The sequence below is a fragment of the Nitrospira sp. MA-1 genome, assembly GCA_032139905.1.
GTDB lineage: Bacteria > Nitrospirota > Nitrospiria > Nitrospirales > UBA8639 > Nitrospira_E.
Map to the genome: position 1 here is coordinate 193,118 of JAQJDB010000004.1, position 25,267 is coordinate 218,384.

The 25,267-nt window shown below is 51.4% G+C and carries 23 protein-coding genes; 14 read left to right on the forward strand and 9 right to left on the reverse strand.

Annotated features, from left to right (window positions below; all coding sequences use genetic code 11):
* Nucleotides 1-5: 5 nt before the first annotated feature.
* Entirely contained in the window at nt 6-992 is a 987-nt protein-coding gene (locus PJI16_03860; protein ID MDT3776694.1) for a hypothetical protein, read from the forward strand.
* Between the two features lie 159 nt (nt 993-1,151).
* Here the strand turns inward: PJI16_03860 and PJI16_03865 are convergent, their stop codons facing one another.
* On the reverse strand, nt 1,152-1,559 hold the full coding sequence (locus PJI16_03865; GenBank protein MDT3776695.1) for a hypothetical protein: 408 nt from the start codon (nt 1,557-1,559) through the stop codon (nt 1,152-1,154).
* A 489-nt stretch (nt 1,560-2,048) separates the two neighbouring features.
* Here PJI16_03865 and PJI16_03870 point away from each other — a divergent pair, with 489 nt between their 5' ends.
* Both PJI16_03870 and PJI16_03875 read left to right on the forward strand, forming a co-directional pair.
* On the forward strand, nt 2,049-2,468 hold the full coding sequence (locus PJI16_03870) for a 2Fe-2S iron-sulfur cluster-binding protein (protein ID MDT3776696.1): 420 nt from the start codon (nt 2,049-2,051) through the stop codon (nt 2,466-2,468).
* A 201-nt stretch (nt 2,469-2,669) separates the two neighbouring features.
* Entirely contained in the window at nt 2,670-3,635 is a 966-nt protein-coding gene (locus PJI16_03875) for a hypothetical protein (GenBank protein MDT3776697.1), read from the forward strand.
* Nucleotides 3,636-3,812: 177 nt separating this feature from the next.
* Here the strand turns inward: PJI16_03875 and PJI16_03880 are convergent, their stop codons facing one another.
* A complete protein-coding gene (locus PJI16_03880; GenBank protein MDT3776698.1) occupies nt 3,813-5,873 on the reverse strand; it encodes an FAD-dependent oxidoreductase in 2,061 nt (686 codons plus the stop codon).
* 419 nt (nt 5,874-6,292) lie between these two features.
* On the opposite strand from PJI16_03880, the gene PJI16_03885 reads away from it, so the two are divergent.
* From PJI16_03885 to chrA, 3 genes are all read left to right on the forward strand, one after another.
* Nucleotides 6,293-6,667 (forward strand): VOC family protein, encoded by a 375-nt coding sequence (locus PJI16_03885; protein MDT3776699.1) that lies wholly within the window; start codon nt 6,293-6,295, stop codon nt 6,665-6,667.
* 38 nt (nt 6,668-6,705) lie between these two features.
* Entirely contained in the window at nt 6,706-8,091 is a 1,386-nt protein-coding gene (zwf, locus tag PJI16_03890; protein MDT3776700.1) for a glucose-6-phosphate dehydrogenase, read from the forward strand.
* 322 nt (nt 8,092-8,413) lie between these two features.
* Nucleotides 8,414-9,778, forward strand: a complete 1,365-nt coding sequence (chrA, locus tag PJI16_03895; protein MDT3776701.1) for a chromate efflux transporter — start codon at nt 8,414-8,416, stop codon at nt 9,776-9,778.
* Nucleotides 9,779-9,821: 43 nt separating this feature from the next.
* Here the strand turns inward: chrA and PJI16_03900 are convergent, their stop codons facing one another.
* The 3 genes from PJI16_03900 to PJI16_03910 all read right to left on the reverse strand — a co-directional run bounded on the left by PJI16_03900 (nt 9,822) and on the right by PJI16_03910 (nt 11,251).
* Entirely contained in the window at nt 9,822-10,439 is a 618-nt protein-coding gene (locus tag PJI16_03900; GenBank protein ID MDT3776702.1) for a class I SAM-dependent methyltransferase, read from the reverse strand.
* Nucleotides 10,440-10,461: 22 nt separating this feature from the next.
* Entirely contained in the window at nt 10,462-10,743 is a 282-nt protein-coding gene (locus PJI16_03905) for a hypothetical protein (GenBank protein ID MDT3776703.1), read from the reverse strand.
* A gap of 295 nt (nt 10,744-11,038) precedes the next feature.
* The gene (locus PJI16_03910) at nt 11,039-11,251 is read right to left on the reverse strand and encodes a GDCCVxC domain-containing (seleno)protein (protein ID MDT3776704.1); all 213 of its coding nucleotides are present in this window, start codon (nt 11,249-11,251) and stop codon (nt 11,039-11,041) included.
* Between the two features lie 179 nt (nt 11,252-11,430).
* Between PJI16_03910 and PJI16_03915 the strand changes: the two genes are divergently transcribed.
* A complete protein-coding gene (locus PJI16_03915; protein ID MDT3776705.1) occupies nt 11,431-11,832 on the forward strand; it encodes a helix-turn-helix domain-containing protein in 402 nt (133 codons plus the stop codon).
* Entirely contained in the window at nt 11,829-12,155 is a 327-nt protein-coding gene (locus PJI16_03920) for a YnfA family protein (protein ID MDT3776706.1), read from the forward strand. The genes PJI16_03915 and PJI16_03920 overlap by 4 nt, the downstream gene beginning before the upstream one ends.
* A gap of 206 nt (nt 12,156-12,361) precedes the next feature.
* Here the strand turns inward: PJI16_03920 and PJI16_03925 are convergent, their stop codons facing one another.
* A complete protein-coding gene (locus PJI16_03925; protein MDT3776707.1) occupies nt 12,362-13,039 on the reverse strand; it encodes an ion channel in 678 nt (225 codons plus the stop codon).
* Nucleotides 13,040-13,696: 657 nt separating this feature from the next.
* Here PJI16_03925 and PJI16_03930 point away from each other — a divergent pair.
* The 6 genes from PJI16_03930 (at nt 13,697) to PJI16_03955 (ending at nt 18,752) form a co-directional block, all read left to right on the forward strand.
* A complete protein-coding gene (locus PJI16_03930; GenBank protein ID MDT3776708.1) occupies nt 13,697-14,077 on the forward strand; it encodes a hypothetical protein in 381 nt (126 codons plus the stop codon).
* Between the two features lie 433 nt (nt 14,078-14,510).
* Entirely contained in the window at nt 14,511-15,122 is a 612-nt protein-coding gene (locus PJI16_03935; protein MDT3776709.1) for a paraquat-inducible protein A, read from the forward strand.
* On the forward strand, nt 15,122-15,754 hold the full coding sequence (locus PJI16_03940) for a paraquat-inducible protein A (GenBank protein ID MDT3776710.1): 633 nt from the start codon (nt 15,122-15,124) through the stop codon (nt 15,752-15,754). Before PJI16_03935 ends, PJI16_03940 begins: the two co-directional genes overlap by 1 nt.
* The gene (locus PJI16_03945) at nt 15,751-17,412 is read left to right on the forward strand and encodes an MlaD family protein (protein ID MDT3776711.1); all 1,662 of its coding nucleotides are present in this window, start codon (nt 15,751-15,753) and stop codon (nt 17,410-17,412) included. Before PJI16_03940 ends, PJI16_03945 begins: the two co-directional genes overlap by 4 nt.
* Before the next feature lie 11 nt (nt 17,413-17,423).
* The gene (locus PJI16_03950; protein MDT3776712.1) at nt 17,424-18,032 is read left to right on the forward strand and encodes a PqiC family protein; all 609 of its coding nucleotides are present in this window, start codon (nt 17,424-17,426) and stop codon (nt 18,030-18,032) included.
* A 222-nt stretch (nt 18,033-18,254) separates the two neighbouring features.
* The gene (locus PJI16_03955) at nt 18,255-18,752 is read left to right on the forward strand and encodes a hypothetical protein (protein MDT3776713.1); all 498 of its coding nucleotides are present in this window, start codon (nt 18,255-18,257) and stop codon (nt 18,750-18,752) included.
* Between the two features lie 464 nt (nt 18,753-19,216).
* Here PJI16_03955 and atpG read toward each other — a convergent pair whose 3' ends face one another.
* The 3 genes from atpG to PJI16_03970 all read right to left on the reverse strand — a co-directional run bounded on the left by atpG (nt 19,217) and on the right by PJI16_03970 (nt 25,256).
* A complete protein-coding gene (atpG, locus tag PJI16_03960) occupies nt 19,217-20,089 on the reverse strand; it encodes an ATP synthase F1 subunit gamma (protein MDT3776714.1) in 873 nt (290 codons plus the stop codon).
* A 417-nt stretch (nt 20,090-20,506) separates the two neighbouring features.
* Complete coding sequence (locus tag PJI16_03965) at nt 20,507-22,015, reverse strand: efflux transporter outer membrane subunit (protein ID MDT3776715.1); 1,509 nt, start codon at nt 22,013-22,015, stop codon at nt 20,507-20,509.
* A 13-nt stretch (nt 22,016-22,028) separates the two neighbouring features.
* Nucleotides 22,029-25,256 carry a multidrug efflux RND transporter permease subunit gene (locus PJI16_03970; protein ID MDT3776716.1) on the reverse strand — a complete coding sequence of 1,076 codons (3,228 nt, stop codon included), beginning with the start codon at nt 25,254-25,256 and terminating at the stop codon, nt 22,029-22,031.
* Nucleotides 25,257-25,267: the final 11 nt, after the last annotated feature.

Genomic DNA, 25,267 nt, shown 5'->3' on the forward strand with positions numbered 1-25,267 from the left:
AACCAATGAAACCATGGGGGCCAATTGATTGGTTACTTAGCAAAACAGGGGATACCTCAGCTTCCTTTTATTTATTGGGTTGCATAGCGGCGGAAGAACGGTGTCAAAAAATCCCTCTCCTAGCCAAAAGTTTAGGTACCCCAAGTGTTAGATTATTAAGAATCGATGATCCCGTTTCACATTATGTTGTATACCATAAAGAAAAAGTACTGAATAATGAGAAGGCTTTGAAAAAAGGAGGTTTAAATCAATGGGATCAGATAAATATCAAACTTGAGGCCTCAGATGATGAAATTGCCCAGACCTTAAACAATTTTCTACCTTCCGGTAATACAGAAAAACCCATAACATTATGGATTGATATTTCCTGCATGCCAAAACGTTTTTTCTTTTTACTCATTAAGCTTGCCTTAAGACACCCAACCATTGACAACTTATTGGCCACCTATACCCAACCTAGACCTGGACATTACACAGTCGACCGGCTTGCTGAAGACCCTGGTCCAGTTAAAGAGCTCCCAGGGTTTGGCGTGATGGGAGAGGAACCAAAAACTCTTGTGGTCGCGGTCGGTTTTGAATCTTTGGGACTTTCGCAATTAATTGATGAATTTAAGGACAAAGATTACAGGATTATTGTATTGCTACCTTTCCCTCCTGGCCAACCCTATAGCCGAAGAATTTGGGAAACAGTCCACGATGTGGGAGTTGAAGTCTCTGAACCGCTTATAAAGAGAGTAGATGCCATTGATGCCTTAGGAACTCAACAACTGCTTTTGGAAACCCTTCAAGATTCAAACCCAACGAACCCAGCGGGACTTGCTCCCTACGGACCTAAGCCTGTTTCTTTGGGCATGTGTCTTTACGCAATTCAGACTGGTTCACCAGTTTTCTATACTCAACCACGCGTTTACCATCCTGATTATACTATAGGGATTGGTGAATCTTGGGGTTACTATCTAAAGTTACGGGGTGGAGAAGTTTGGAAATGTTAATAAAATTTCAAGAAAGATGAGAGCCTAACTCTCAGAAAAAACATTTCCATAACAATTTTTCTCTGGGAGGGGTCCAGGCGGAATACGCGTAAGTGCTTGAATATATGGTGGGCCGTGTAGGGGTTGAATCTACGGCCCGCTGATTAAGAATCGGCTGCTCTACCTTCCCACTTCATCCTCACCTTGTTCTGCTTCATTGGAGATTCGAGCTAAGAGAATCGAGACTAACTGTGTTCTGCCCACCAAGGATTGTAAAATCGTCCATCCTCTGGAAGAATTGGCACCACCGCCCTTGAGGCCAAGGCTTTCTACTGTGGGCAACCCTTTGGCCTGCATCATGGAGCCATCAGTTCTCCCACCGGAGAGATAAGTGCCGACAATCTGTTCACCGATAACGGCGGACAGGCCCATGGCTTTAGCGATGATCTGATCTGTACTCTGATATCCATGGGTGCGATAAGCTTCTGCGAGGGCCTGCTTCGGCGTGTGTTCCGATGCAAGAGCGCAGAGAGCCGTGGCCTGATCGTTTGGGTTTGCTGGCGAGAAATTACTCTTTGGGCGAGGCAATCGAGAAAGGCCTGGGGGGGCACGATTTTGACAATTGCTTGTCGGGCATGGCTCCGACTGGTCACGTGATTTAGGGCAGGAGCAAATTGGAGTCGAAGCGGCCGAGCCATTGGAAGAGTCTGCATGGGGACCCTATCGTATTGCTAGACCTGACCCTAGGTCCGTAGAACACAACGGGATCCATTTTGGCATCATCGTCAAGTTCAGCGTAAAGCCTTTCTCTCTCAGTTAGTCTCCACACTCCCACCATAATTGAAAATGTTTCAGGGCCAATGGTTGAGATTTTTTCTGGTGAGGGTTTTCCTCAGTTGTACGTTCCATAAGATCTCCTTACAGTCAGTTCGACTCTAAGTGTGATATATGCAACGATAGGGTTCCATTTTGTCCATCAGGATTCACCAGACTAGGCCGACAGGAGCTGAGTTCCGTGGAGGAAGTGGTTTTGAGATACCTACATTTTGGGGAGGCATCCATGCGGAGTGACGCGTTGTGAGTCCGGTCAAAGTCATCATGGAGAGGCCTGAAGTTGCAGCGCCTCTGTTTCCCTTTAAGGTGACCTTTTTACAGGAAGGTAATCTCATTACTGTTCAGATTGATCCGGCGGAGATTCCCTACGGATCGACGGGGCTACCCGGCAGCATTTTGGATATCGCGCTTGGGGCAGATATAGAGTTGGAACATGCCTGCGGCGGGGTTGCGGCATGTTCCACCTGTCATGTGAAGATCAAGGAAGGACTTGAGACGTGCAATGAACCTTCGGATGATGAACTTGACCAACTCGATGAGGCACCTGACCTCTCGTTGAAGTCCCGCTTGGGATGCCAAGCCGTTCCGAACGGTACCAAGGATCTTATTGTTGAAATTCCTTCATGGAACAAAAATCTTGTCAAGGAGAAGCAGGGCTCCTAATGGGGAATATGGATAGTAAGCAAGCAAGAAGTGGTTCTCGTGACAAGCAGTGTAAATCTTTTTTGACAGGTGAACATATAATCGATTGAAACTCCATTTACTCCGCTAATAGTGTCTTTTACATAAGAGTTCACGTAATCTTAAATCCTTTTTTGTCGGGTGACTGATGCCAAAGATTGTCCGAGTTCGGAGATGATATCAATGGAAACCTTCAGATTACTTATCGTCTTTGTGGCCCTAGGAGCGTCCGTCTTCGGCCAAGATGTCATGGCAGAAGAGCTGCCATCCTTTACGACTGGTTTGGCGCAAACGGTCAATCCCGGCCTTTATGCGTGCAGTGATACCAACGCGCGCATCAGTGCAGTCGGAAAGATCAAGGCAAAAGACGGCACAGAGTGGATCGTGCCGGCCAAGACGCATTTCGAAAGCGCGGCAAAGGCGGCGGATCTCTACAATGAATGTAACGGAATCCGGTTGCGCCGGTCGGCAGATCTCGACCTCAAGTCGGTTCCCGTGATCGATGCCGGTGGCAGCGATATCTTCACGGCATACATTTTTGCCGACAACTATTTTGAGCTTTACGTCAACGGTACACTCCTCGCGGTCGATGCGGTTCCTTTCACGCCCTTTAACAGTAGCGTCATTCGCTTCAAAGCGACCCGGCCGTTTTCTCTCGCTGTGATGGGCGTTGACTGGGAAGAAAACCTTGGTCTCGGCTCTGAGCAGAACAGGGGACATGCCTATCATCCAGGTGACGCCGGGTTGGTTGCCGTGATTAAGGACGAGAGCGGGCAGACAGTTGCCGTCACGGACAAAACGTGGCGTGCTCAAACATTTTACATTTCGCCACTCAATGCCCGCGCTTGCCTGAAAGTACGTGGCCCGGTTCGAGACAGCTCTGCCTGTTCGATGGAAAGTGTTCGAGACGGCAGTTCATTCTCCGCGGCGCATTGGCAGGTTCCTGCTAGCTGGTTCGCACCGGTTTTCGATGATAGCGACTGGCCGCACGCCACCGTTTTCACCAACGACACCGTTGGCGTGAATAACAAACCGGCCTACATGAATTTTCGGAATGTATTCGATGACCCGATTGCCGACGCCGACTTCATCTGGTCATCGAATCTGATCCTCGATAACCTGGTGCTCATGCGAAAGGTCGTCGAATAACGAGAGGCACTGGGTGTGTTTGTTTCTAGGGAAAACTGCAAAGACCCGCATGGGTTGAATCAGCACATCTTATTGGCAGAGAGGCATCGTCCCTCAACCAGAGAGAGGTATCGACAATTTTTCACCAAGGAGCATACTCAGGCTTCATTTTGCCAATTGGTAATTGACGAATCCGCACTATTCAAGTGTGTTTACAGAGGAAGCGTGCTGACTCCCTGAGCCCCGGAGGTCGAGGCGAATTCTTGCTTCGGCAAGATCCAGGTGACTGAGAATCCCGACCGGTCGGGATTGATGATCCAACACTGGAGCCTGTTTCACATCCTTCATATACAAAACCCGTAAAGCTTTCCGGACAGTCTGCCCCTCACGGAGTGCGGCGACCTCATGCTTGGCGATCGTGTCGACGGACTCACCGAAATCCTGGCCATGGGTCATGGCCCGATAGAGATCCGTCTCTGTCAGAATGCCGGTCATTTTCCCTTCCGCATCCACGATAGGCAACAAGGTCTGTGAACAATTTCCAAAGGCCAGGATGGCCTCATTGATCGTGGCGGTTTCGGATAGACTCGGTGCGGATTTTTTCATCACGTCTTCGACCGGAGAGGAGAGCAGTTCCGTCGTCCAGCGTGTTTCGCCCAATACTTCTTCTTGTGACGGTCGTTGGGCCGTGTGACGAAGGATCTGACTGAGCGTTTGGAAACTCTCGACGAAGGTTTTGAATTCTTTTGAATTAAACACCATGAGGGTTGCTCCGGTCTTGGCTGTGACGGTGACGCGCCGCACCATCCCATATAAAAACGATCCCTCACCAAAGTGTTCCCCAGGGAGTACTTCGTCTTGCCACAGCACTTTCCCGTCGCCATCGTATCGGGTGGCTTCCAATGTGCCGTCTTCCACAATATAAAAAGCGGAACCTCGTTCCCCCTGGCGGAAAATCACATCCCCCGGTTCCACATGTATGCGCGCAATTTTTTGTGTTTTTTTTAGATCCAGGTAATTGAGATCCGGCGGGAAAAAGAGCTCAAAAGTCCAATCGACCATGACCCGCAGTTTGCGGTCGAGTCCGGGCAATTTCAGCAAATGAACTGTGCGTGTTATCCACCAGGCAATAAACCCGCTAAACTGGAAACCCATGATCGAACAGACGCCTTTGTGATGTCCGATCGTGGCCATCTGGCCCAGCGTTTTGTAACGGAACGAAGCAAGGGGTTTGCCGGAGGAAGATAAGGCAATGTTCTCGGCCGCATGCCGGCCAAGTTGTATGGCAAATTGGGCCGTTGGCGGACATTGATTCCCATACCCGTCGGGATTGGCTGCGCCATCCCCAATGCCCCAGACATGGGTATGTCCCTTGAGTCGTAAATATTCGTCGGTCACCAGCCATCCGTTGGCATACTCTGCGGCCAAATCTTTGAGCACCGGATTCGGGGCATTGCCAATGGTACAAATCTGGTTCTGGGATTCAAGGCTGGTGCCATCGTTCAAACGGATATATCCTGCGCTCACCGAGGAGGCCCGCCTGTTGAGCAACACGGTCATTCCCCGGGATTCAAGAAATCGTTGCGCAAAATGCCCGAGGTCTTCGCCCAGTTCAGGGAGTAAATGTGCGCCCGAGTGCACCAGGGTGACCCGCAACTCCGACGGGTCAAATGCGGGATAAAACCCTCTGGCATCCTGTAACAAATCAAGAATTTCACCAGCCGTTTCGACCCCGCTGTATCCACCACCGACGACCACGAAATGAAGGAGAGATCGGCGGATATCGGGGTCGGGTTCAAGATCCGCCTCCTCCAACCGTTTAATAATATGTTCCCGGATTCCCAGGGCATCAGCCAATGTTTTTAAAAATAACCCGTGCTCCATCATGCCCGGTACCGCGCGGAGATTGGTGCTACTTCCCAACGCGATGACCAGGTGTTCGGCCTCGACGGGTTCCAGGCTTGCCCCCTCATCCGCATTGAATTCGATTCGTCGTTCTTCAAGATCAATGTTCGTGACCTCGGCACGTTGCACCTTACAGCGGCGCAAGGCTAGTCGAATGGGATTCATGACATGGCGCGGCTCGATACCCGCCCCGATCACTTCCGAAAGAAAGGGTTGATAGACGAAATAGTTCTCAGCGCTGACCAGCAGCACGCGTTTGGCCGTGTCGTTCCCCCAAAGTTTTTCGAGTCGACGGGCGCAGGCCAGACCGGCAAATCCACCACCAAGAATGACGACTTCCCATTTTTTTTGCATACGGCCTATCGTCTTTTCTTTTATTGATCAGGTGTCGTGATTACGTCAATCTTGTGCAGGAACACTTCTCATCGCAAAAATTTTTTCGTTCGCCCAAGATGCTACCGAGTTTAACATGCTTATACTCCTCATCGCCCCTCAGGAGAACTGGGAATTTCCCTGGTTGGGTAGATGAAAGACCCTTGCTGAGTCTCCCGTTCTGACCTGTTAGCCGAGAAGATCCTGTTTCAGCTTGCCGGGCCTTCGCCGAAACAGCTAGATTTTCCTATTGATGACCGTGTCCAGGAAGCACGGTCAAATGAACCATGGGTCAAGGTGTGAGAGGATAGACAAAACTTTCACTGTGGCTCTTCGCCTGCCGGTCCTGCCACCGCGAGGCCAGGTGATTCACGACCATCGCGACGATTAGGAGATATGACATGTCGATTGAACTCAATCACACTATCGTCCCGGCGCATGACAAAGTGGCATCGGCAAAATTCTATGCGAAAATTTTCGGGCTCGTGTTCGACGAAGGAAAGGTCGGATATTTCGCGCCGCTACGGATTAATGAGACGCTCACGTTTGATTTCGATGATGATGAGGTCGGCACCTTCGACATTCATCACTATGCATTCAAGGTCGGTGAAGAGGATTTTGACCGGATCTTTGGTCGCATTCAGGCCGAAGGCATTCCCTATGGGAGCGGACCAAGTGCGCGGGAGGATATGACTATCAACCACCGGGGTGGCGGGCGCGGAGTATACTTTTGCGATCAGAACGGACACATTCTTGAACTCCTTACGGTGGAGTAGGGTGGGATCAATTGTCTTGATGGTCTAGGGAGGAAATGATGGGGAATGCTCGTTCAGATGCTCTTGTGCTTTTCGGGGCCACAGGCGACCTCGCACAGAAGAAAATTTTTCCGGCGCTTCAGGCCATGATTCAACGTGGGAAGATCGACGTTCCGATTATCGGTGTCGCCAGAGGCGGCAAGGATGTGGACCACCTCCGACAGCGTGCCAGGGACAGTCTGGAAAAATTCGGCGGCGGGGTCGATGAGACGGCTTTTGCCAAGCTTTCCGATTTGCTCAGATGTGTTGATGGGGATTATCAGGAGGAAGATACGTTTACCCGTTTACGTCAGACCCTAGATACCGCGCAACGCCCTCTCTTCTATTTGGCCATCCCTCCGTCTCTGTTTCCAGCCGTGGTGAAAAGCTTAGGAAAGTCAGGCTGTGCCTCCGGCGCACGAGTCGTCGTGGAAAAACCTTTCGGGCGCGATCTGGCTTCCGCTCAAGCCCTGAATGGTACCCTGCGCAGTGTTTTTGATGAATCGGCAATTTTCCGCATCGATCATTACCTCGGAAAGGAGTCGATTCAAAATCTCCTGTTTTTTCGTTTTGCCAATTCATTTCTTGAGCCCATCTGGAACCGCAACTACGTCGAAAGTGTGCAGATCACGATGGCGGAGCAATTCGGGGTAGACGGGCGTGGCAAGTTTTATGAGGAAACCGGTGCGATCCGGGACGTCGTGCAGAATCACTTATTGCAAGTGGTGGCCAATCTGGCCATGGAGCCACCCGTCAGTTCCGGTGGGGAAGCTCTGCGCGATGAACGGGTTAAGGCCTTCAAGGGCATTCGGCCACTCACGGGAAATTCCCTGGTGCGGGGGCAGTTCCGGGGCTATCGTGAGGAAGCCGGGGTGAGGCCGGATTCGCAGGTGGAAACCTTTGCCTCGATGCAGCTTCATATCGATTCGTGGCGGTGGGAAGGCGTTCCCTTTTTCATTCGAACAGGGAAATGCCTTCCGGTGACGGCCACAGAAGTGTTGGTCAAACTGAAACATCCCCCTCATCAGCTCTTTGACGACAGTCGGTCAGATGCATCGAACCATATTCGTTTCCGGTTGGGTCCGGATCGAGTCGCGATTGCGATGGGCGCCCGAGCGAAGAAGCCGGGCGAACGGATGACCGGCGAAGACATCGAGCTTTATGTCTGTCGCCAACAAGGGGACGAACAAGGAGCCTATGAGCGCCTCATCGGCGATGCGATGGCGGGAGATGCCGCGTTGTTTGCCCGGGAGGATGGAGTCGAAGAGGCCTGGCGCATTGTGGATCCAGTTTTGAAGATGTCCACCCCTGTCTTTGAATATGCGGCAGGGACGTGGGGTCCCAATGAGGCGCAGGCTGTCGTGGCGGATATTGGTGGATGGCACAATCCGGCCGAGGAAGATTGAGCTGATCAACTTGCTCTTAATAAGCCTTCACCCGTTTTTCTCCATTCGTTGAAACGTTCTTTCCTGCTGTATGTACTGATGAATGTCCCGGTCACATGGAGAAGGATCGCCTGACTAGGAAATTCTCAAGGAGGCCTGCAACAATTTTGGCGCAGGTATATAGAGGTTTTGCTAGAATTCAGAGTAGGCGAATCTGATAATGGGTGGGGCCGATGCGAGTATGGCGAACTTCTGCCAGTACCTGCGCTACTCTTCTGGTGGCGACAGCGTGCGGTGTCTTGGACGGCTTTCCTGTCGCCGCTGAACAAACCGTACCCACCCGATGAACAAGCCGGATGCCCCCTCTGTCGCGCCTCCCGCATCACCCCCAACGCCGGTGACCTTCTGGCAGGCCTTCGTCTTCTGGCTCAAGCTCGGATTCATCAGCTTCGGCGGGCCTGCCGGACAGATTGCCATTATGCATCAGGAACTGGTCGAGCGTCGGCGCTGGATTTCCGAGCGGCGTTTCCTGCATGCGCTGAACTACTGCATGATCCTGCCCGGCCCGGAAGCCCAACAGCTCGCCACCTATATCGGTTGGCTGATGCATCGAACGTGGGGCGGAATCGTGGCCGGGGCACTGTTCGTCCTGCCGTCGCTTCTGATCCTGATCGCCTTGTCGTGGATCTATATCGCGTTCGGTGACGTGGCGCTGGTTGCAGGTTTGTTTTACGGCATCAAACCCGCCGTGACGGCCATTGTGGTTCAAGCCGCTCAGAGGATCGGCTCGCGGGCGCTCAAGAACAATGTGCTGTGGGCAATTGCCGCCGCATCCTTTGTGGCGATATTTGCACTCAACGTGCCGTTTCCCGCCATTATCCTCTTAGCTGGACTGATCGGCCACTTCGGCGGTCTGATCGTTCCTGACAGGTTTAGAGCCGGTGGCGGCCACAACCAAACCGACACCTCGGTTGGCTCAACGCTTATTGACGACGACACTCCGCCACCCGAGCATGCCCATTTTCGTTTGACAAAATTGCTCAAAATCACTGTCGTTGGAGGCGTGTTGTGGGCTGCCCCGATGGCGTTGCTGGTGGCCAACTTTGGCTGGCAGCACACGCTGACGCAAATGGGCTGGTTCTTCACCAAAGCGGCCCTGGTAACTTTCGGAGGGGCCTATGCGGTGCTGCCCTACGTGTACCAGGGTGCGGTTGGGCATTATGGCTGGCTCACCCCCACGCAAATGATCGACGGTTTGGCGCTTGGTGAAACCACTCCGGGGCCGCTCATCATGGTCGTGGCTTTTGTCGGGTTCGTCGGCGGCTACGTGAAAGTATTATTCGGGCCGGAGTTTGTATTTCTCGCCGGGGCGGTTGCCGCAATACTGGTGACGTGGTTCACCTTTCTTCCCTCATTCCTGTTCATTCTGGTGGGAGGCCCCTTGGTCGAATCGACCCACGGCGACATCACATTCACAGCACCCCTTACCGCCATCACAGCGGCCGTTGTGGGAGTCATCCTCAATCTGGCGCTGTTCTTCGGCTACCACGTTCTATGGCCGCACGGCTTCACCGGCGCCTTCGACTGGGTGTCGGCTTTAATCGCGCTGGCCGCCGCCGTGGCCCTGTTCCGCTACCGGCGGAATGTCATTGAGGTCATCGTCGTCTGCGCGCTAATCGGGCTGATCATAAAAACATTGATTCTGTGAGGTGAGTCATGAAGTGGATTTCCGGGGACGATCCCCAAAAAGTTCAGGGCTTGCGTCTCATAAAGCGACAATAGATGAACGGTTGCTTGTTGCCCCCAGGGATGTGGTGGATCTGTTCAACCGACTCAACAAGCTCAAAATTATTCCCAATGGCTAAGGTCAAAAATTCAGGGGAATAGCAAACAACAGGTAAGCCGCTGCATGTTGGTGGCGCCTCATAGGCAAAGGCCGCGATGATCAAGTGACCTTGCGCACTAACAGTCCTGTGCATGGTCTCGCAGTATTTTTCTCGATCCTCCGCTTCGGTCAGAAAATGAAACAGGGCCCGGTCGTGCCACACATCGTACGTCTTGGACGAACGAAAATGGGTGACATCACCTTCGATCCAGGTCACCCGGTTCGCGCGATCGCACAGTCTGTCCTTGGCACGATCCAAAGCGGCGGCAGAAATATCGAGAACGGTAAGGTGCTCGAAGCCTTGGTCGAGAAGATGATCAACCAGGGTTGAATCGCCCCCTCCCACGTCGATTAGGCTTGCGGTCTTTTGAACCCCTGTTGACTCGATCAAATGCAATGACATCGTGGGATGGGACTGATACCAGCCCCACTCCTCGGCAGCTGTGGTCCGGTAGATCTTCTCCCAATGGGTTTTCCTGTCCATCTGTTAACCTCTTTTTTATTATTTAATACGCAATGATGGGGTTCGCAGATTGAAAAAGTTCGACCATGTGTTTCAATGCAATAGGGGTGACTTCTGGTGCGACGTCCTGAAGGTCAATATTATACAGGGGCATCATGGTCAGATTGCCATAGATAGGTACTCCCATCTTTTTCAGGAACGCCAAGTATTCTCCATACTGATGGGGAATCTCTTCCAACGGCATGCCCATCTGGTCAGCCAGACTGATTCGCTCGCGTTCCGGTAGCTCGGCCCGATCGAGGGCTGTTGTGTCTGAATGTACCAAACGCCGGAACCATCCAACCCCCTTTGTGACGGAGATAAGGTTCTGGCATCCGCTAGAATGGTGACCTGATGCCCGGCATTCACTATTGCCCAGGCCACGTTGGGGACCGGGCAAATCTGGGCATCATCTTCGGTCAAGGAAGACTTCATATGGATCGGGATGTGTTGACGCTGAATTTGCTCAGCCTCAACGGCCCTATTTCCGTAAGAAGTGGTAAGACGACGACGCACAGGCCCAAAATGAATTTCATGTTTTTCTTACACCATCTCCTTCGCGATTGTTACAACTATGGGGTTTACGTGTCCAAGTGGGTTGTCTGCTGAGGCGGACAGGACACCGTTCCATAGGAACAAAAGACGCAACAATCTCCTTTCTTGGGTTTGAGAATCGTCCGGCACTTCAGGCACTCATACATCACCCGGCAGGAATCAAGTGACATGGTTTCGGTCTTCTGAAAACCGCATTGCGGACAGCGTAGGACGGATTGTCGTTGTGCGCTTACTCCCATTGGCCATTCTCCATTTTTTTCTGCATGATCGTTCGTACTACCCCAATCTTTATTCCATAGAGTTAGTCCAAGTCAGGAAACGTTTCATACTTATAAGACAAGTTTCCTCCTTCCTGATTCTCATGGTACAACCTGTAGCAACTACAGATGCAAGAAGGTGTCTTAAGGAGCGAGGCAGCATGGATACGATCGGAGTCTTGTCTCGAAAGACCGGGTGCCACATCGAGACCATCCGCTATTACGAGCGTATTGGTTTGCTGTCGAAACCACCGAGAACCGAAGGCGGACACCGTCTCTATGACAAGGAACCACTCAGACGGTTGGTCTTTATTCGTCGTAGCCGGGAACTGGGATTTTCGCTTAAGGAGATTCGCACGCTGTTCAAGTTGGTTGACGGCGAGCGGTACACGTGCCAGGAAGTGAAGGGGGTAACGGAGCAACATCTCAGGGATGTCAGTAAAAAAATCTCAGATTTGCGTAGGCTTCAAAAAATACTTCGTTCGATTTCCTCTCAATGCGAAGGAGGTTTGGTTCCTGACTGTCCCATTATTGAATCGCTGTTTGAGGAGAAATGCCCATGAATACGTTAGCGGTTTATGTCGGAGCCGCTTTGGCTGAAATCGGCGGATGTTTTGCGTTCTGGATGTGGCTTAGGCTACACCGAACACCCTGGTTGGGAATAGTGGGAATCGTTTCCCTTGTGATTTTTGCCGTGATACTGACACGTTCAGAAGCGGTCTTTGCGGGGCGAGCCTATGCGGCCTATGGGGGAGTCTATATCATGGCCTCTCTGGTATGGCTGTGGGCTGTGGAAGGAATGCCCCCTGACCGGTGGGACGTGGTTGGAGCCGGGATGTGTTTAGCGGGAGCGGCGATGATTCTCTGGGCTCCCAGAATGGGGTAGAAGAAAGGCTAATCATGTCTGTCAGCTATGCGTTGTTTTTTATTAGGGAAGAAGTTTTTGATCATCTTAAAAAAAACAAAGGTTGGGAGATCGGCGTAGGTCCAAGCCTCATGGTGGTAGACTCCAGATTTGGAAGTGCACTTATGAGTACAACGGCCTGGGACGACATCAAGTTGGTGAAGGACGCGAGTTACGCCCGATTGGATCTAGGATTTTTTGAGGGGGTCGCCTTTGTCGGAAAGATACATGCCAACAAGCCAAGCCACCAGGACGGCAACATAAAATTGTCCGACAATCGCCTCGAGATAGGTGAGGGTGCGTGCGATCGGCTTAATGGGCGTGAGGTCGCCATAGCCTACTGTGGTAATGGTGATATAGCTATAATACAGTAATTCTGAAAATTGGACTCCTATGGCGGTAGATGTCAGGCCTTGAAAAGAGTTCGGGTTGGCCAGGTTGGTGAATAGATAGAACATTGCCCAGTTTAGTCCGATCAGGAGATAAATGCAGATGGCGCCAATGATTTTATTCACAGTGATTGAGCCTGTAAGAAGCAGATGTCGGTAGGCAATCCAGGTACTGACCAGAGAAAACACAAATAGAATAGACATGTTGACCAAATGAAGCTCAGGAATGCCTAAGAAGTAGTCGATTGTGGCAGTCGCGACCCCGCTTACTGCAAGGATTCCTCCCCCTATCATCAACCATTTTTTTTCACTGACATGGCTCCAAATCCCCATCAGGAGCATGAGACAAAGAACTGGCTCTAGGAACAGACGTCGGGTCTCACCCATGACTCCTTCCTCTTGAGCAAGGGCAACCGAGAGCATGAGGATCAAGAGACCTCCTAACAAATATCCAAAATTCATCCTTTTAATTTTCATTGATGTCGTCTCCAAATAATGAAATGGGGAGGCTTCATATTCATGAACAGACCTGGGTTCCCAGCACTTCAATGGCTCGTATGGTTAAACCTTGCTTACCGGCTGATCTGAATGTTTGACTTGTGTGTCCCACCGGCAGAGAGAATTTTCCTCTGTGGAAGTCATCGCCACAAGATAGAGGTGATTGGTTTTAGGACAATATGCCGGAATATCGACGTGTGGCGATTTCCGAATTCTTTCATCCCATACAAAGAGATTGTGTATCAGCATCTGTGAAAAAGACTGTATCCCGCCCACTCCTGTGCGGGGTTGAAAGGGTGAGGGCAGGGCCAAAAACCCCTCCTTTCGGTGCCAGGCATTCCGGAGAGTCTATCATAGAAAAAAAAGGACAGGATCCAAAAGTTTTTTAATGCAAAACTCTAGGGAAGCGTCCACACGACAATCCCTGAAGACAAGCGTGGGTGAATTCAATAGTTCCTCACGGGAAGTAAGTGTGGTGATGGGCCTCTACTACCTGGTCCTCCGTTCCATGAAATTTTTTTGTGGGTAGGCGGAAATTTTGAGTAGGGTTGCTTCTCAGCCCGAAACAGGTACTATAGCCATTCTTCCTTAGCTGGGAGGTATTCATGAGATTACTGTATTTGTGGGAGGCTTTTTATGATGATTTCTGGTAAAGGTGTTTTCATGAATAGGGGATGGTATTGGGTACAACGAACATGCGCATGGGTTGTCACCATTATTCTCCTCTCGGCATGTTCGCAAAATCGTGCCTATCTCTATGAGACGGGCGAGAGGCCGATACCTCCAGGCATCGAAAACCAAATCCTCCCTCATAAAACGACTCAGGATGAGGTATTGACTCTACTTGGAGAGCCGATTGCCCGCCTCAAAACCAAGACGGGTGGGGGGCATATTCATATCTGGACCTATTCCTATATGGATCTCCAGAGCCCCTCACATGACAAGGGTGAGTCATTGACGATCACCTTTGATGACAAATCCTTTGTGGTCCTCAGTGTCACCAGAGGCCCGCTCTAACTCAGGATGGGGAAACAAGGAATATCTCATTTGCGTCCCTTCGGATAGGCAAATGGATTTTGAGGGAACTCTCCCGGATGTATTCTTCGCATTTGTCCTGAGCCATGGGGTTACCTTGGAAAATGCTTGAAGGAAAAATTTCCAACGGATTGGCAGGAAATGCCTCAAGCGTCCATTTGCCTTATTGCCATTAAAGGGGGCAGGTCTCTGTTTGAGGACATAGCAGATCAACCGTTTCTCTAAATGGTATTTTTCCATCCTCATGATCATCTTTTACGGGTCCAATCCGTGCCTGTCAGCCCATGGTTGTTGGCTAATTGATAGTGAAAGATATTATCGAATATGTTAAAAGCATCATGGACGTGGTGGATCGTTCCATTGGTCTCCACTCAGGGGAGAGGATGTGTTTCCCGCTAGATCGAATGAGAATGACATGGCTGCCGTACACACCTTAATCGCCTGTCATGAATGTGATCTCCTTCATCGTATGCACCCTCTGCATTATGGTGAGCGGGCCAAGTGTTCAAGATGTGGTGCATCGCTGTATGCGAAAAAACGAGATAGTTTTGAGCATACCATCATCCTGGCGTTGGCCAGTCTCATTTTCTTTACCATTGCGAATGTTTTTCCGTTTATGACGTTTGAGCTCAATGGCCGTGTTCAGGAGAGCCTGCTTTCCACAGGGGTGAAGGAGTTCTTCGATCGGGAAATGTGGGCGTTAGGGGTGTTGGTCTTGTGTGCGAGTATCCTCTTCCCCGCCCTGAAAATTCTTGGCATGTTGTATGTTCTTGGGCCGTTGGAATTAAACAAGCGACCGTGGCACGCCGCTCTGGTTTTTCGGATGGTTGAGCACTGTCGGACCTGGGCCATGATGGACGTCTATTTGCTGGGAGTTATTGTCGCTGTGGTGAAATTGTCGGATTTGGCGAATCTGGTTCCCGGTGTCGCGATTTATTCATTCGTTGCCCTAATCCTGACCTTAGCTGCTGCCGATTCTGCACTTGACATTCATGCGGTTTGGGAAAAAATGGAGAAGATTTCATGATGGGCTTTTCCCCCACCGCAGCCCGGTCGGGACTCATGAGTTGTCATGCCTGTCATCTACTCAGTCCAATACCTCCGCTGTCGAGTGAGGGCGAGGCCATCTGCCCTCGCTGCGGGGCCACTCTCCATTTGCGAAAACCCAATAGTATTTCGCGCACATGGGCACTTTTGATTGCGGCCTACATTCTGTATATCCCGGCCAACCTGCTTCCCGTGATGACGGTGATTTCGTTTGGGAAAGGCGAGGCGGATACGATTCTGAGCGGAGTCAAGGAACTCATTCATGCCGGAATGATGCCGATTGCCTTGCTGGTGTTCTTCGCCAGCATCACCGTGCCGGTCTTAAAGCTTTTGGCGTTGACGTATCTGTTGCTTTCCGTTCAATACAAATCTCAATGGCGCCCAAGAGAACGGACCAAGTTATACCGGATGACCGAGGTGGTCGGCCGGTGGTCCATGATTGATATTTTTATGATTTCGATTTTAATCGCTCTGGTAAAACTTGATGCCGTGGCGACCATTGAACCCGGGCCTGGGGCGATCTCATTTGCGGCAGTCGTGATTCTGACCATGTTTGCCGCCATGAGCTTCGATCCCCGATTGATCTGGGACAGCATAGAGGAGAAAACATGAAGGACAGCGAACCCAATCCTGGCAATTTTGAGGAATTGGCGGAAGTGACGGTACAAAAAAAGCGCGGGATTTCTATCGTGTGGATTATTCCCGTGGTTGCGGCACTGATCGGAGGGTGGCTGACCTACAAAACCATTTCCGAAAAGGGTCCCACGGTCACTATAACCTTTGAAGATGGAGCGGGATTGGAAGCCGGCAAAACGAAGATTAAATATAAGTCAATTGAGATTGGAACAGTCAAAAGCGTGCATATAAGTCCTGATCTTTCTCACGTGGTTGTAACCACCGAATTCAGCAGACGGGCCGAGACTCATCTTACGGAAAATTCCAGGTTCTGGGTGGTCCGACCCCGGTTGGGATTAGGCGGCATTTCAGGGCTTGAGACCTTAGTGTCCGGAGCCTATATTACGATGGATCCTAGACCCGGACCGTCGGCTCGAACATTCACCGGACTGGAAAAACCACCTGGAGTGACACGAGAAGACGAAGGGGCTCAATTCCAATTGCAGGCGGAAAATCTGGGATCAAGTTCCCCCGGTGCCCCGGTCTTTTATCACGACATCCAGGTTGGACGTGTTCTTGACTATGTCTTGGACAAGGAAGGGGAGGGTGTGTTTATCGATATTTTCATTCATGCCCCCCATCATCTGCGGGTACGGGATACCAGCCGATTCTGGCAATTAAGCGGGTTTGAAGTTTCGATTGGGGCAGGAGGTCTGGATGTGAAAATGGAGTCGCTCTCCTCTCTCCTCACAGGTGGAATTGCATTCGATTCCCCGGCAACCGCAGGAGGGTCGGATGAACCCAGCCAACCGGGCACCGCCTTTAAACTTTTTAAAAATTTTTCCAGTATTCAAGACGAGAAGTATGTCATGACGCGTCCCTTTGTGGTCAATTTCGATGGATCAGTGAGGGGCTTGAGCGTCGGGGCTCCTGTGGAATTCCGGGGGATTAAAATCGGGATCGTCTCCGATATCGCGGTCAATCTTAATCCCAAGACGCTTGAGATTAAAATTCCCGTGCTTATCGAAATCCAGCCGGAACGAATCACAACGCCACAGACGGTGCAATCACATGTAATAGAGGATAGATACGCCATCATGAAGCATATGGTGAAACGTGGCTTGAGAGCTCGACTGGAAACCGGGAGCCTACTGACCGGACAATTGTTCGTCGGGCTTGACTTCCACCAGGATCTTCCGCCGAAAGAGCTGATCCTGACCGGAAAATATCCGGAGATTCCGGCAATACCGGCCGCGATGGATGAATTGCGACGGACGGTTAGCGATTTGATGGCGGAGATTCGACGGTTACCTCTTGATAAAATTGCTACGGAAATACTGAAAACCGTGGAAGGAGGCAACCGTCTGGTTAATTCCCCGGACACTCAAAAGGCCGTCCACAACCTCAATGTTGCATTAGGAAATGTGGAGAAATTCACTGAGGGTCTCGACCGGCAGGTTGATGGCCTGGTGAAGAATTTGGACAAAACTCTGGCAACGGTCCAGAAAGGGTTACAACAGATTGATCCCAATTCACCCGCTGCGGTGAATATGAATAATGCCTTGAAGGAACTATCTGCTGCCGCCCGCTCTATTCGGGTTTTGGCTGATTATCTTGAACAACATCCCGAGGCATTAGTCAAAGGGAAAAATTAAATGAGGTGGACATGAACTGGATCATAAAGGGGATTGTTTTATTCGTCGCTGGTGTCGGCGTGCTGAATGTCCTGGGGTGTGGGACGAGTCAACCTTCACATTTTTATTTGTTGCGAGCCGAATCGCCTCACTCTGTCCCGAGCCTATCGGACTCGAAACTATCAAGCCTGTCCTTTGGACTAGGGCCGGTCACCCTTCCCAAATATCTGGACCGGCCGCAGATTGTGACCAAAACGAGTGCCCATGAAGTCGAGCTGGCAGAATTTCATAAATGGGCTGAACCGTTGACTGGGAATGTGTCTCATGTCCTGGCCGAAAATCTTTCAGCCCTGCTTTCAACGGATCGAATTCTGGAGTATCCGTGGAGGAGTTCAATCTCCCTGGATTACCAGATTACCGTGGATGTCTTGCAGTTCGATGGCACTATGGGAGGGGAGGCCATTCTGGTTGCCCGGTGGAGTCTGTTGGGTGGCGATGAACAAACGGTGCTCACCACCAAGAAAACGCAGATGACCCATCGTCCGACCACCCAGGATTATGAATCGTTGGTCGAGGCCATGAGTCGGAATCTTGAGGATCTCAGTCGAGAGATCGCAGAGGCGATCACCACTCTTCCATAAAAAATCCAACCCGGTACTTTTTCCTAATCTGCGGGTGGCAGGGTTGTTCCTGCGCTGTGGGTAGAATTACACCCAAGAATGTCCGTGGTAGTGAGGTATCGCCACGAATAGAACATTCAACGGGATTTTTTATCCGGAAATTTTTATGATTTTCACCCTGTGATGGTGGACACTTAGATTTAACTTGCTGAATATGAGACGCACTTACACGGAGAACAATTCATGGGAATGCTTTCGTCAGTCAAGCATGAACTTAAAGAAGTCGGTTTAGTGACCCTGTATTTTTTCTGTTGTTTCGGGATCATCCTCACCCTCAAGAAGCTGATGTTAGAAAGTTATCATATTGAGTTCTATGCCTTCTCAACGGCACTGATCGGCGCACTTATAGTTGGAAAGGTTGTGGTTCTGTTGGGTAAAACCCGAGCGGGCTCCAGGTTCGATTCTCAACATTCGCTTGTCGCTGCTGTTCTATATAGGACCATGGTTTATAGTGGATGCACCTTCCTGGTTTTGTTTACTGAAAAAATGTTCCATGCTTTTCGCGAGAGTGGTATGTTGGGTGCGGCATTCATGGACGTATGGGAACATAAGGATCTTTCTCTCATTCTTGCTAAGGTTCTCTGCGTCGGGCTGGCCTTTATGGGGTTTTTTCTTTATAGAGGTATTGATCGGCGGTTAGGAGAAGGGACCTTGAGACGCATCATATTCGCATCTCCCTGATGCCCTTCTATGGAATGTGCTTAATGAATTTCATATGCAAAAATTTTGGAACATTGCATCTTTGCATTCCAACCCTCCTTTTAAATGGAAATTTTCCCGCCCCAATTTCTTGAGGATGCAATAAGTTATTGGGCACCACGATTCTCCCAAAGACTGGCGGAAATTTCCCAAGCCAGGTGGTCTGGGGCGATACCCATCTGTTCGCTGGCATATCCATGAGTGCGGGACCCTTTGGTGCCTATAAAAAGAAGAATTTCATGTATTCTTAGATTGTTTTCCCTGGTTAAACAATGAAGATCCACCTGCGAATCGGGTGTGTCATCCCAAAGAGCAAAAAAGGATGGTTGAAAAATTTACATCACACAAAGAGAGGAGCCATGTGCCCACTTTACTGGAGACCTTTGATGGATGCCCCTCAATCAGGTGGTCACCGAATTTTTCCGATGACCTTTTTCGAGAAAGGGTCATTTGAGGGCTTCGGCTCCGCCCACAATGTCCATCAGTTCCTTGGTAATGGCTTCCTGACGGCTCCTGTTATATTTGAGGCTGAGTTGCTTGATGAGTTCACCGGCGTTGCGAGTAGCGCCATCCATGGCAGCCATCCTTGCGGATTGTTCGGCAGCAGATGATTCCAACAAGATGCGGAATACCTGGCCCTGGGCATACTTGGGAAGCAGTGTTGACAGCAAATCCTCCTGATCGGGTTCATACAGATAGCCGCCGCCGGATGGCGCCTCAGCCGCTCCGAATTCTTTCAGCGGTTCGATAGGGAAGACTTTATCCACGACAACTTGCTGCTGGACGACGTTTTTAAACTCGTTGTACACGATATATCCTTCATCAAAGGCCCCTTCGGTAAACGCCTCTACGGCAGCCCATCCGACTTCAAGTGCATGCTCATAGGTCAATCGGTCAAACACATTCACATTCGGATCGCGAAGGGGCCAATGACGGCGGCGAAAATACTCGTTTCCTTTCCGGCCGACCACTCCCACGATGACCTTCGCCCCTGTTTCTTCGCATTTCTGGATCATCTGGAGAGCTCTGCGAATCACGTTCATATTGAACGCTCCGCATAATCCACGGTCACTCGTCACGACGGTCACTTGAATGATCTTGACCTGGCGTTTTTGGAATAGGGGGTGGATAGATTGATTGACCCGACCACTCAGGTTGGCAAGCACACGGCGTAATTCTTGTCCATAGGGGCGAAACGCCAGAATTCGCTGCTGTGCACGGCGGAGTTTGGATGCAGCCACCATCTTCATGGCCTTTGTGATCTTTTGTGTGTTCTTGACCGAGCCGATTTTACGGCGTAAGGCCTGAAGATTTGCCATCCCTGTTCCTCCTACATCTTGAATGCGATCTTGTGAATTGAATCATGAGTTTCCTATTTTTTTTCTTACAGTCTTCTCTTGAATTGTATGCCTTCTCATCCTGATCAGGATCTGACGAAGAAAGGCCTGCGAACCAGAACCGCGTGCCCTCCACATCGGGTTCTTAAAGCCATTGCTCCCTTTTTTAAGGGGTCCCATGACAAGTCGGAGAGTCTAGCAAGTTCAACCGGCGATTATGATCCCATGAGGCAGGAATGCAGAAAAGTATTGTGCATGGAACGAGGGAATGTTGCAAGAGGATGTGGTTGAAAAAATTAAAGGGTTTCCCTCACGGGTACAGAAAATCCGGTTCAAACTTAAATTTCATGATGGCCGGTAGACAGAGACAACCTTTTTCTGTCGCCGACTTCCGCTCGTTTAACTTTTCAGTTCAGGCTGCATTTCATGGTCTATTGGACCAGGTTCTGAAGGGGAGGAAACAGGCTGCCCCTCTTTATCTGTCGGCGACCAGCCGCCCCCTAGGGCTTTGTACAGCCGGACAATTGAACTCAGGTTTTGCTGGCGTGTAGAGACAAGTCCCAATTCGGCCTGAAAGAGGTCCCGTTGGGCTGTTAAGACATCCAGGTAGGAGGCGAACCCTCCGCGATACCGTTTGTCCGCGAAATTCAAAGCAGACTGTAACGATGAGACCTGGGATTCCTGCGCCTCACGTTGTTCGCCAGTTTTTTTGATGGTGATCAACGAATCCTCAACTTCTCTAAACGCACTCAGGATAGCCAACTCGTACCGGGCAAGAGCCTGTTGTTCCTGAGCGGTCGCCACTCCGACGCCGTAGCCCAGCGCGGTTGCATTTAACAGCGGACCGGTTAAGGTCCCTGAGACGCCTGCGGTCGCAAACGGTCCTGTCGCCATCGAGTTCAACTGAAAGCCGGCTACGCCACCACCGGCATTGAGACTGAATTGGGGAAAGCGTTGAGCCTGGGCCACACCGATGTTTGCGGTAGAGGCGGCAAGTTTTTGTTCCGCTTCCAGAATGTCCGGGCGCTGACTCAACAGGCTGGAAGGCAACCCGACCGGCACTTCAGGAGGCAGAGTCTGTTCCGTCAGCGCAATTCCACGAGGGATCGCCATCGGTCGGTGTCCCAACAGAACGCTGATCTGGTTCTCTGCCTGGACGACCTGCTGTTCCAGATTTGCCAATTGTGCTCTCGTGCCGGCTTGTTCGGCCTCGAAGCGATCCAAATCAAGCTTCGAAGCATACCCGTGCTCGTATTGTGATCGGCTTAATCTCACGGCTTCATTCCAAACTTTGAGTGTGCGTTCGGCAATCTCCACTTTGAGATCAAGAGCCCGGAGGCTGAAGTAGGATTGGGCCACGTCACTGACCAGGGCAATGACCAGGCCTCGCTGGTTTTCCACTCGTGCCAATAATTCTGCATGGGAGGCCTCGACGTTCCGTCGAATCCGGCCCCACAGATCAATCTCCCATTTAACGCCCCCCACGAAGGATTGCCTCGAAAAATCAAGGTCCCCCCGTCCACTTTGTCCGCCGGCTTGCCCGGGTATCACGGCCCCGTTTCCGGTGGATAACCCATTATTCGTATTGTGATAGTACATGCCCTCTCCTTGATATCCTAAGGAAGGGGCAAGGTCGAATTTGGCAATGATGAGTTGGTTGTTGAATTCAGCAACGGTCGCGGCGGCCACCCGAAGGTCAAGATTTTCCTGTAAGGCGGTGTGAATAAGTTTCTGAAGTTCTTCATCCTTGAACAATTCCCACCAGGGCATATTCGCAATAGATTCCGAGGTTCCAGGGGCGAGCCGCCAGGAATCCGAGGTGGGAACGTCCGGGCGTTTGTAATCCGGACCCATGGTGCAGCCGGAGAAGAGCAGGAGGCTCAGAACGATGGCTCCGCATTTGTTCATATCCGCGATCTCCCTAGAGCTTGAAAGGAGTTGGTGCATTTTTGGGTTGGGGGATGACTCCAACCGCATCTTCGTCTTCCATGAATTCAGGATCCACAAAATCATGGTCGTCGGGGTCTCGGTCAGGATGGTCGTCGTGGCGGTGGACTAATCGCTCCACCACGTAAAACGAGACCGGGATGAGGAAAATCGCGATAAAGCTTGCCGCGATCATCCCTCCGATGACGGTGACGCCCAGAAGGATTCTCCCATGAGCTCCGGATCCCGAAGAGAGAACAAGTGGAATCACTCCGAAGATAAAGGCGAAGGATGTCATGAGGATCGGCCGCAATCGCAGGCGGGCTCCGGTCAGAGCCGCATCGACGAGAGAACGGCCCTTTTCATACTCCATTTTGGCAAATTCAACAATCAGGATCGCGTTTTTCGCGGACAGCCCGATGAGCATGACGAGACCGATTTGGGTGAACACATCGTTTTCCATCCCGAGTGCCCACAAGGCGCCGAAGGCACCGACGACTGCAATCGGTGTGCAGATGAGAACACTGAACGGAAGCCCCCAACTCTCATATTGGGCCGCGAGAATGAGAAAGACAAAGAGAAGGGAGAAGCCGAAGATCACGCTGGCCGGGACTCCTTCGGAGGCAACTTTCTCCTGAAACGACATTCCGATGAAGTCGTACCCCATCTCCCGTGGCATCGTTTCGGCGAAGACTTCTTCCAGGGCCTGCATGACCTGACCGGAGGTAAATGCGGGATTCGCTGAAGCGAAAACCTGCGCGGATCGGTAGCCGTTGAATCGCATGGTGAATTCCGGACCAGAAATTTTTTCCATTGTCACCAGTGTCGAGAGAGGGACCATTTCATCGGATTTATTTCGCACGAAAAATTGCCCCACGTTTTCGGCCTTGGTCCTGAATTCTCCTTCAGCCTGCACATACACCTGCCAGACCCGCCCGAACCGGTTGAAATAATTTACCATTACGCCGCCCATAAAGGTCTGCAGGGTTTTATAGACATCTTCAAGTTTCACCCCTTGCTTCAGCACTTTGTCGCGATCGACATGGGCAAAGACCTGTGGGACGTCGGGGATGAAGGTGGTGTTCATGGACGCGATTTCGGGACGCTGTCGTGCAGCTTCCATGAACGTGTTGAGGTTGTCGGCGAGGAAGGCCACATCCTGTCCGGAACGGTCTTCCAGGATGAAGGAAACGCCACCCGATGTGCCGACGCCGGGAATGGCCGGAGGCGGGAAAAGAAAGGCGTTCGCTTCGGGTAAGGCGGCGAGTTTCTCGTTCACATTTTTGAAGATCGCCTGAAGCTTTTCCTCGGGTTGGGTCCGTTCATCCCATGGAGCGAGCGTGACGAAAAAGAACCCGTTATAGGTCGTATTGACGGTGCTCAGGAGACTAAACCCTACGATGGTGCTCACAAATTGAATTCCGGGAGCTTCTGAAAGAATGGCTTCGATTTTTTTTGCAACCTCATCCGTTCGTTGGAGAGAGGCGGCCAACGGCAGTTGGACGTTTAAATAGACATATCCCTGATCCTCCATCGGAAGAAACCCGGTGGGAAGTTTGGTTCCCAACAGACCGGCACATACCGCAGCCACGACCAGAAAGATCATCGCACGGCCGGACTTTCGGATCAGGTAGTGGCAATACCCGACATACCCGTTGGTGGCCCGTCCAAACCAATGGTTAAACCATCCGAAAAATGCCCCCAACGGGCCTCTGGCTGGAGTTCTGGGCCTCAGAATCATTCCGGCAAGCGCGGGGCTGAGGGTCAAGGCATTGAAAGCGGAGATGATCACCGATAAGGCAATCGTCAGCGCGAATTGTTGGTAGAGCCGCCCCGTAATGCCCGGAATAAACGCGGTGGGCACGAAGACCGCCGCGAGAATCAGTGCGATCGCGATCACCGGCCCGGAAACTTCCTCCATAGCTTTCCGGGTCGCATCCTTGGGCGACAGGCCTTTTTCGATATGGTGTTCGACGGCTTCGACTACCACGATGGCATCGTCTACGACGAGCCCGATGGCTAATACCAGTCCGAATAAGGAGAGCGTGTTGATCGAGAAATCCATCAATGGGAAGATCGCGAACGTCCCTATCAGCGACACCGGCACGGCCAGCAGAGGAATGAGCGTGGCCCGCCATCCCTGTAAAAAGAGGAAGACGACGATTATCACGAGCACAATTGCTTCAAAGAGGGTATGCACGATCTCCTTGATTCCCTCCCTCACAGCCAGTGTCGTATCGAGCGAGATGGCGTAATCAAGGTCTTCGGGAAACCGCTCTTTCATCTCCTCCATTAGCTTCTTTGCCCGATCAACCGTATCGATTGCGTTTGAGCCCGGGAGTTGGTAGACGGCAATGAGCGCGCTGGGCTTTCCGTTGAAACGTCCGATCATACTGTAGGATTGCGCACCTAATTCCACCCGGGCCACGTCCTTCAGTCGGATGATGGAACCGTCGGGATCGGCCCGAACGATGATCTGTCCGAATTCTTCCTCGTTAAGCAGACGACCTTGTGATCGGACCGTATACGTGAATTCCTGGCCTTGCGGAACCGGTTGAGCTCCGATCTGACCAGCCGGGTTGACGGTATTCTGCTTCTTGATGGCATCCAGGATCTCGGTCACGGTGATGCCCAGTTTGGCGAGATGATCGGGTTCCACCCAGAAGCGCATGGCATACTGGCCAGCTCCAAAAATCGTGACCTGACCGACCCCTTGGCTCCGGGAAAGAGGATCGTTGAGGTTCACATAGGCATAGTTAGCGAGGAAGATTTCGTCATAGGTGCCATTCGGGGAATACAGGCTGAAGAGCATCAGAGGACTGGTGGTGGATTTTTTGATGGTCACCCCGTAGTTCTTCACGTCGGAAGGCAATTGAGATTCGGCCTGCAGGTACCGCATCTGGGTCAGGATCTGGTCATCGTTGGGGACCGTGTTCACGTCAAAGTCCACGCGCAACGTCATCTGCCCATTACTGGCGTTTGTGGAGTACATATAGATCGAGTTGTCAACACCGGCCATCTGCTGTTCGATGGGGGTGGCGACCGATTGTTCGACGGTGACTGCGTCCGCTCCGACGTAGGTAGCCTGCAGTTGGATTTCCGGAGGCGCAATGTCGGGAAACAGCGCGATGGGAAGTTGCACCATGGCGATCAGCCCGAGGATCGTCATGATGATCGAAATGACGATAGCGACGATGGGCCGGTCGATGAAAAATTTAGCCATAAGACAGCTTT

Bases quoted from the DNA above. Each gene is read 5' to 3' on its own strand.
- PJI16_03860 (MDT3776694.1), top strand. From the start codon at position 6: ATGAAACCATGGGGGCCAATTGATTGGTTACTTAGCAAAACAGGGGAT.
- PJI16_03875 (MDT3776697.1), top strand. From the start codon at position 2,670: ATGGAAACCTTCAGATTACTTATCGTCTTTGTGGCCCTAGGAGCGTCC.
- PJI16_03880 (MDT3776698.1), bottom strand. From the start codon at position 5,873: ATGCAAAAAAAATGGGAAGTCGTCATTCTTGGTGGTGGATTTGCCGGT.
- PJI16_03885 (MDT3776699.1), top strand. From the start codon at position 6,293: ATGTCGATTGAACTCAATCACACTATCGTCCCGGCGCATGACAAAGTG.
- zwf (MDT3776700.1), top strand. From the start codon at position 6,706: ATGGGGAATGCTCGTTCAGATGCTCTTGTGCTTTTCGGGGCCACAGGC.
- chrA (MDT3776701.1), top strand. From the start codon at position 8,414: ATGAACAAGCCGGATGCCCCCTCTGTCGCGCCTCCCGCATCACCCCCA.
- PJI16_03900 (MDT3776702.1), bottom strand. From the start codon at position 10,439: ATGGACAGGAAAACCCATTGGGAGAAGATCTACCGGACCACAGCTGCC.
- PJI16_03910 (MDT3776704.1), bottom strand. From the start codon at position 11,251: ATGGGAGTAAGCGCACAACGACAATCCGTCCTACGCTGTCCGCAATGC.
- PJI16_03915 (MDT3776705.1), top strand. From the start codon at position 11,431: ATGGATACGATCGGAGTCTTGTCTCGAAAGACCGGGTGCCACATCGAG.
- PJI16_03920 (MDT3776706.1), top strand. From the start codon at position 11,829: ATGAATACGTTAGCGGTTTATGTCGGAGCCGCTTTGGCTGAAATCGGC.
- PJI16_03925 (MDT3776707.1), bottom strand. From the start codon at position 13,039: ATGAAAATTAAAAGGATGAATTTTGGATATTTGTTAGGAGGTCTCTTG.
- PJI16_03930 (MDT3776708.1), top strand. From the start codon at position 13,697: ATGATGATTTCTGGTAAAGGTGTTTTCATGAATAGGGGATGGTATTGG.
- PJI16_03935 (MDT3776709.1), top strand. From the start codon at position 14,511: ATGGCTGCCGTACACACCTTAATCGCCTGTCATGAATGTGATCTCCTT.
- PJI16_03940 (MDT3776710.1), top strand. From the start codon at position 15,122: ATGGGCTTTTCCCCCACCGCAGCCCGGTCGGGACTCATGAGTTGTCAT.
- PJI16_03945 (MDT3776711.1), top strand. From the start codon at position 15,751: ATGAAGGACAGCGAACCCAATCCTGGCAATTTTGAGGAATTGGCGGAA.
- PJI16_03950 (MDT3776712.1), top strand. From the start codon at position 17,424: ATGAACTGGATCATAAAGGGGATTGTTTTATTCGTCGCTGGTGTCGGC.
- PJI16_03955 (MDT3776713.1), top strand. From the start codon at position 18,255: ATGGGAATGCTTTCGTCAGTCAAGCATGAACTTAAAGAAGTCGGTTTA.
- atpG (MDT3776714.1), bottom strand. From the start codon at position 20,089: ATGGCAAATCTTCAGGCCTTACGCCGTAAAATCGGCTCGGTCAAGAAC.
- PJI16_03965 (MDT3776715.1), bottom strand. From the start codon at position 22,015: ATGAACAAATGCGGAGCCATCGTTCTGAGCCTCCTGCTCTTCTCCGGC.
- PJI16_03970 (MDT3776716.1), bottom strand. From the start codon at position 25,256: ATGGCTAAATTTTTCATCGACCGGCCCATCGTCGCTATCGTCATTTCG.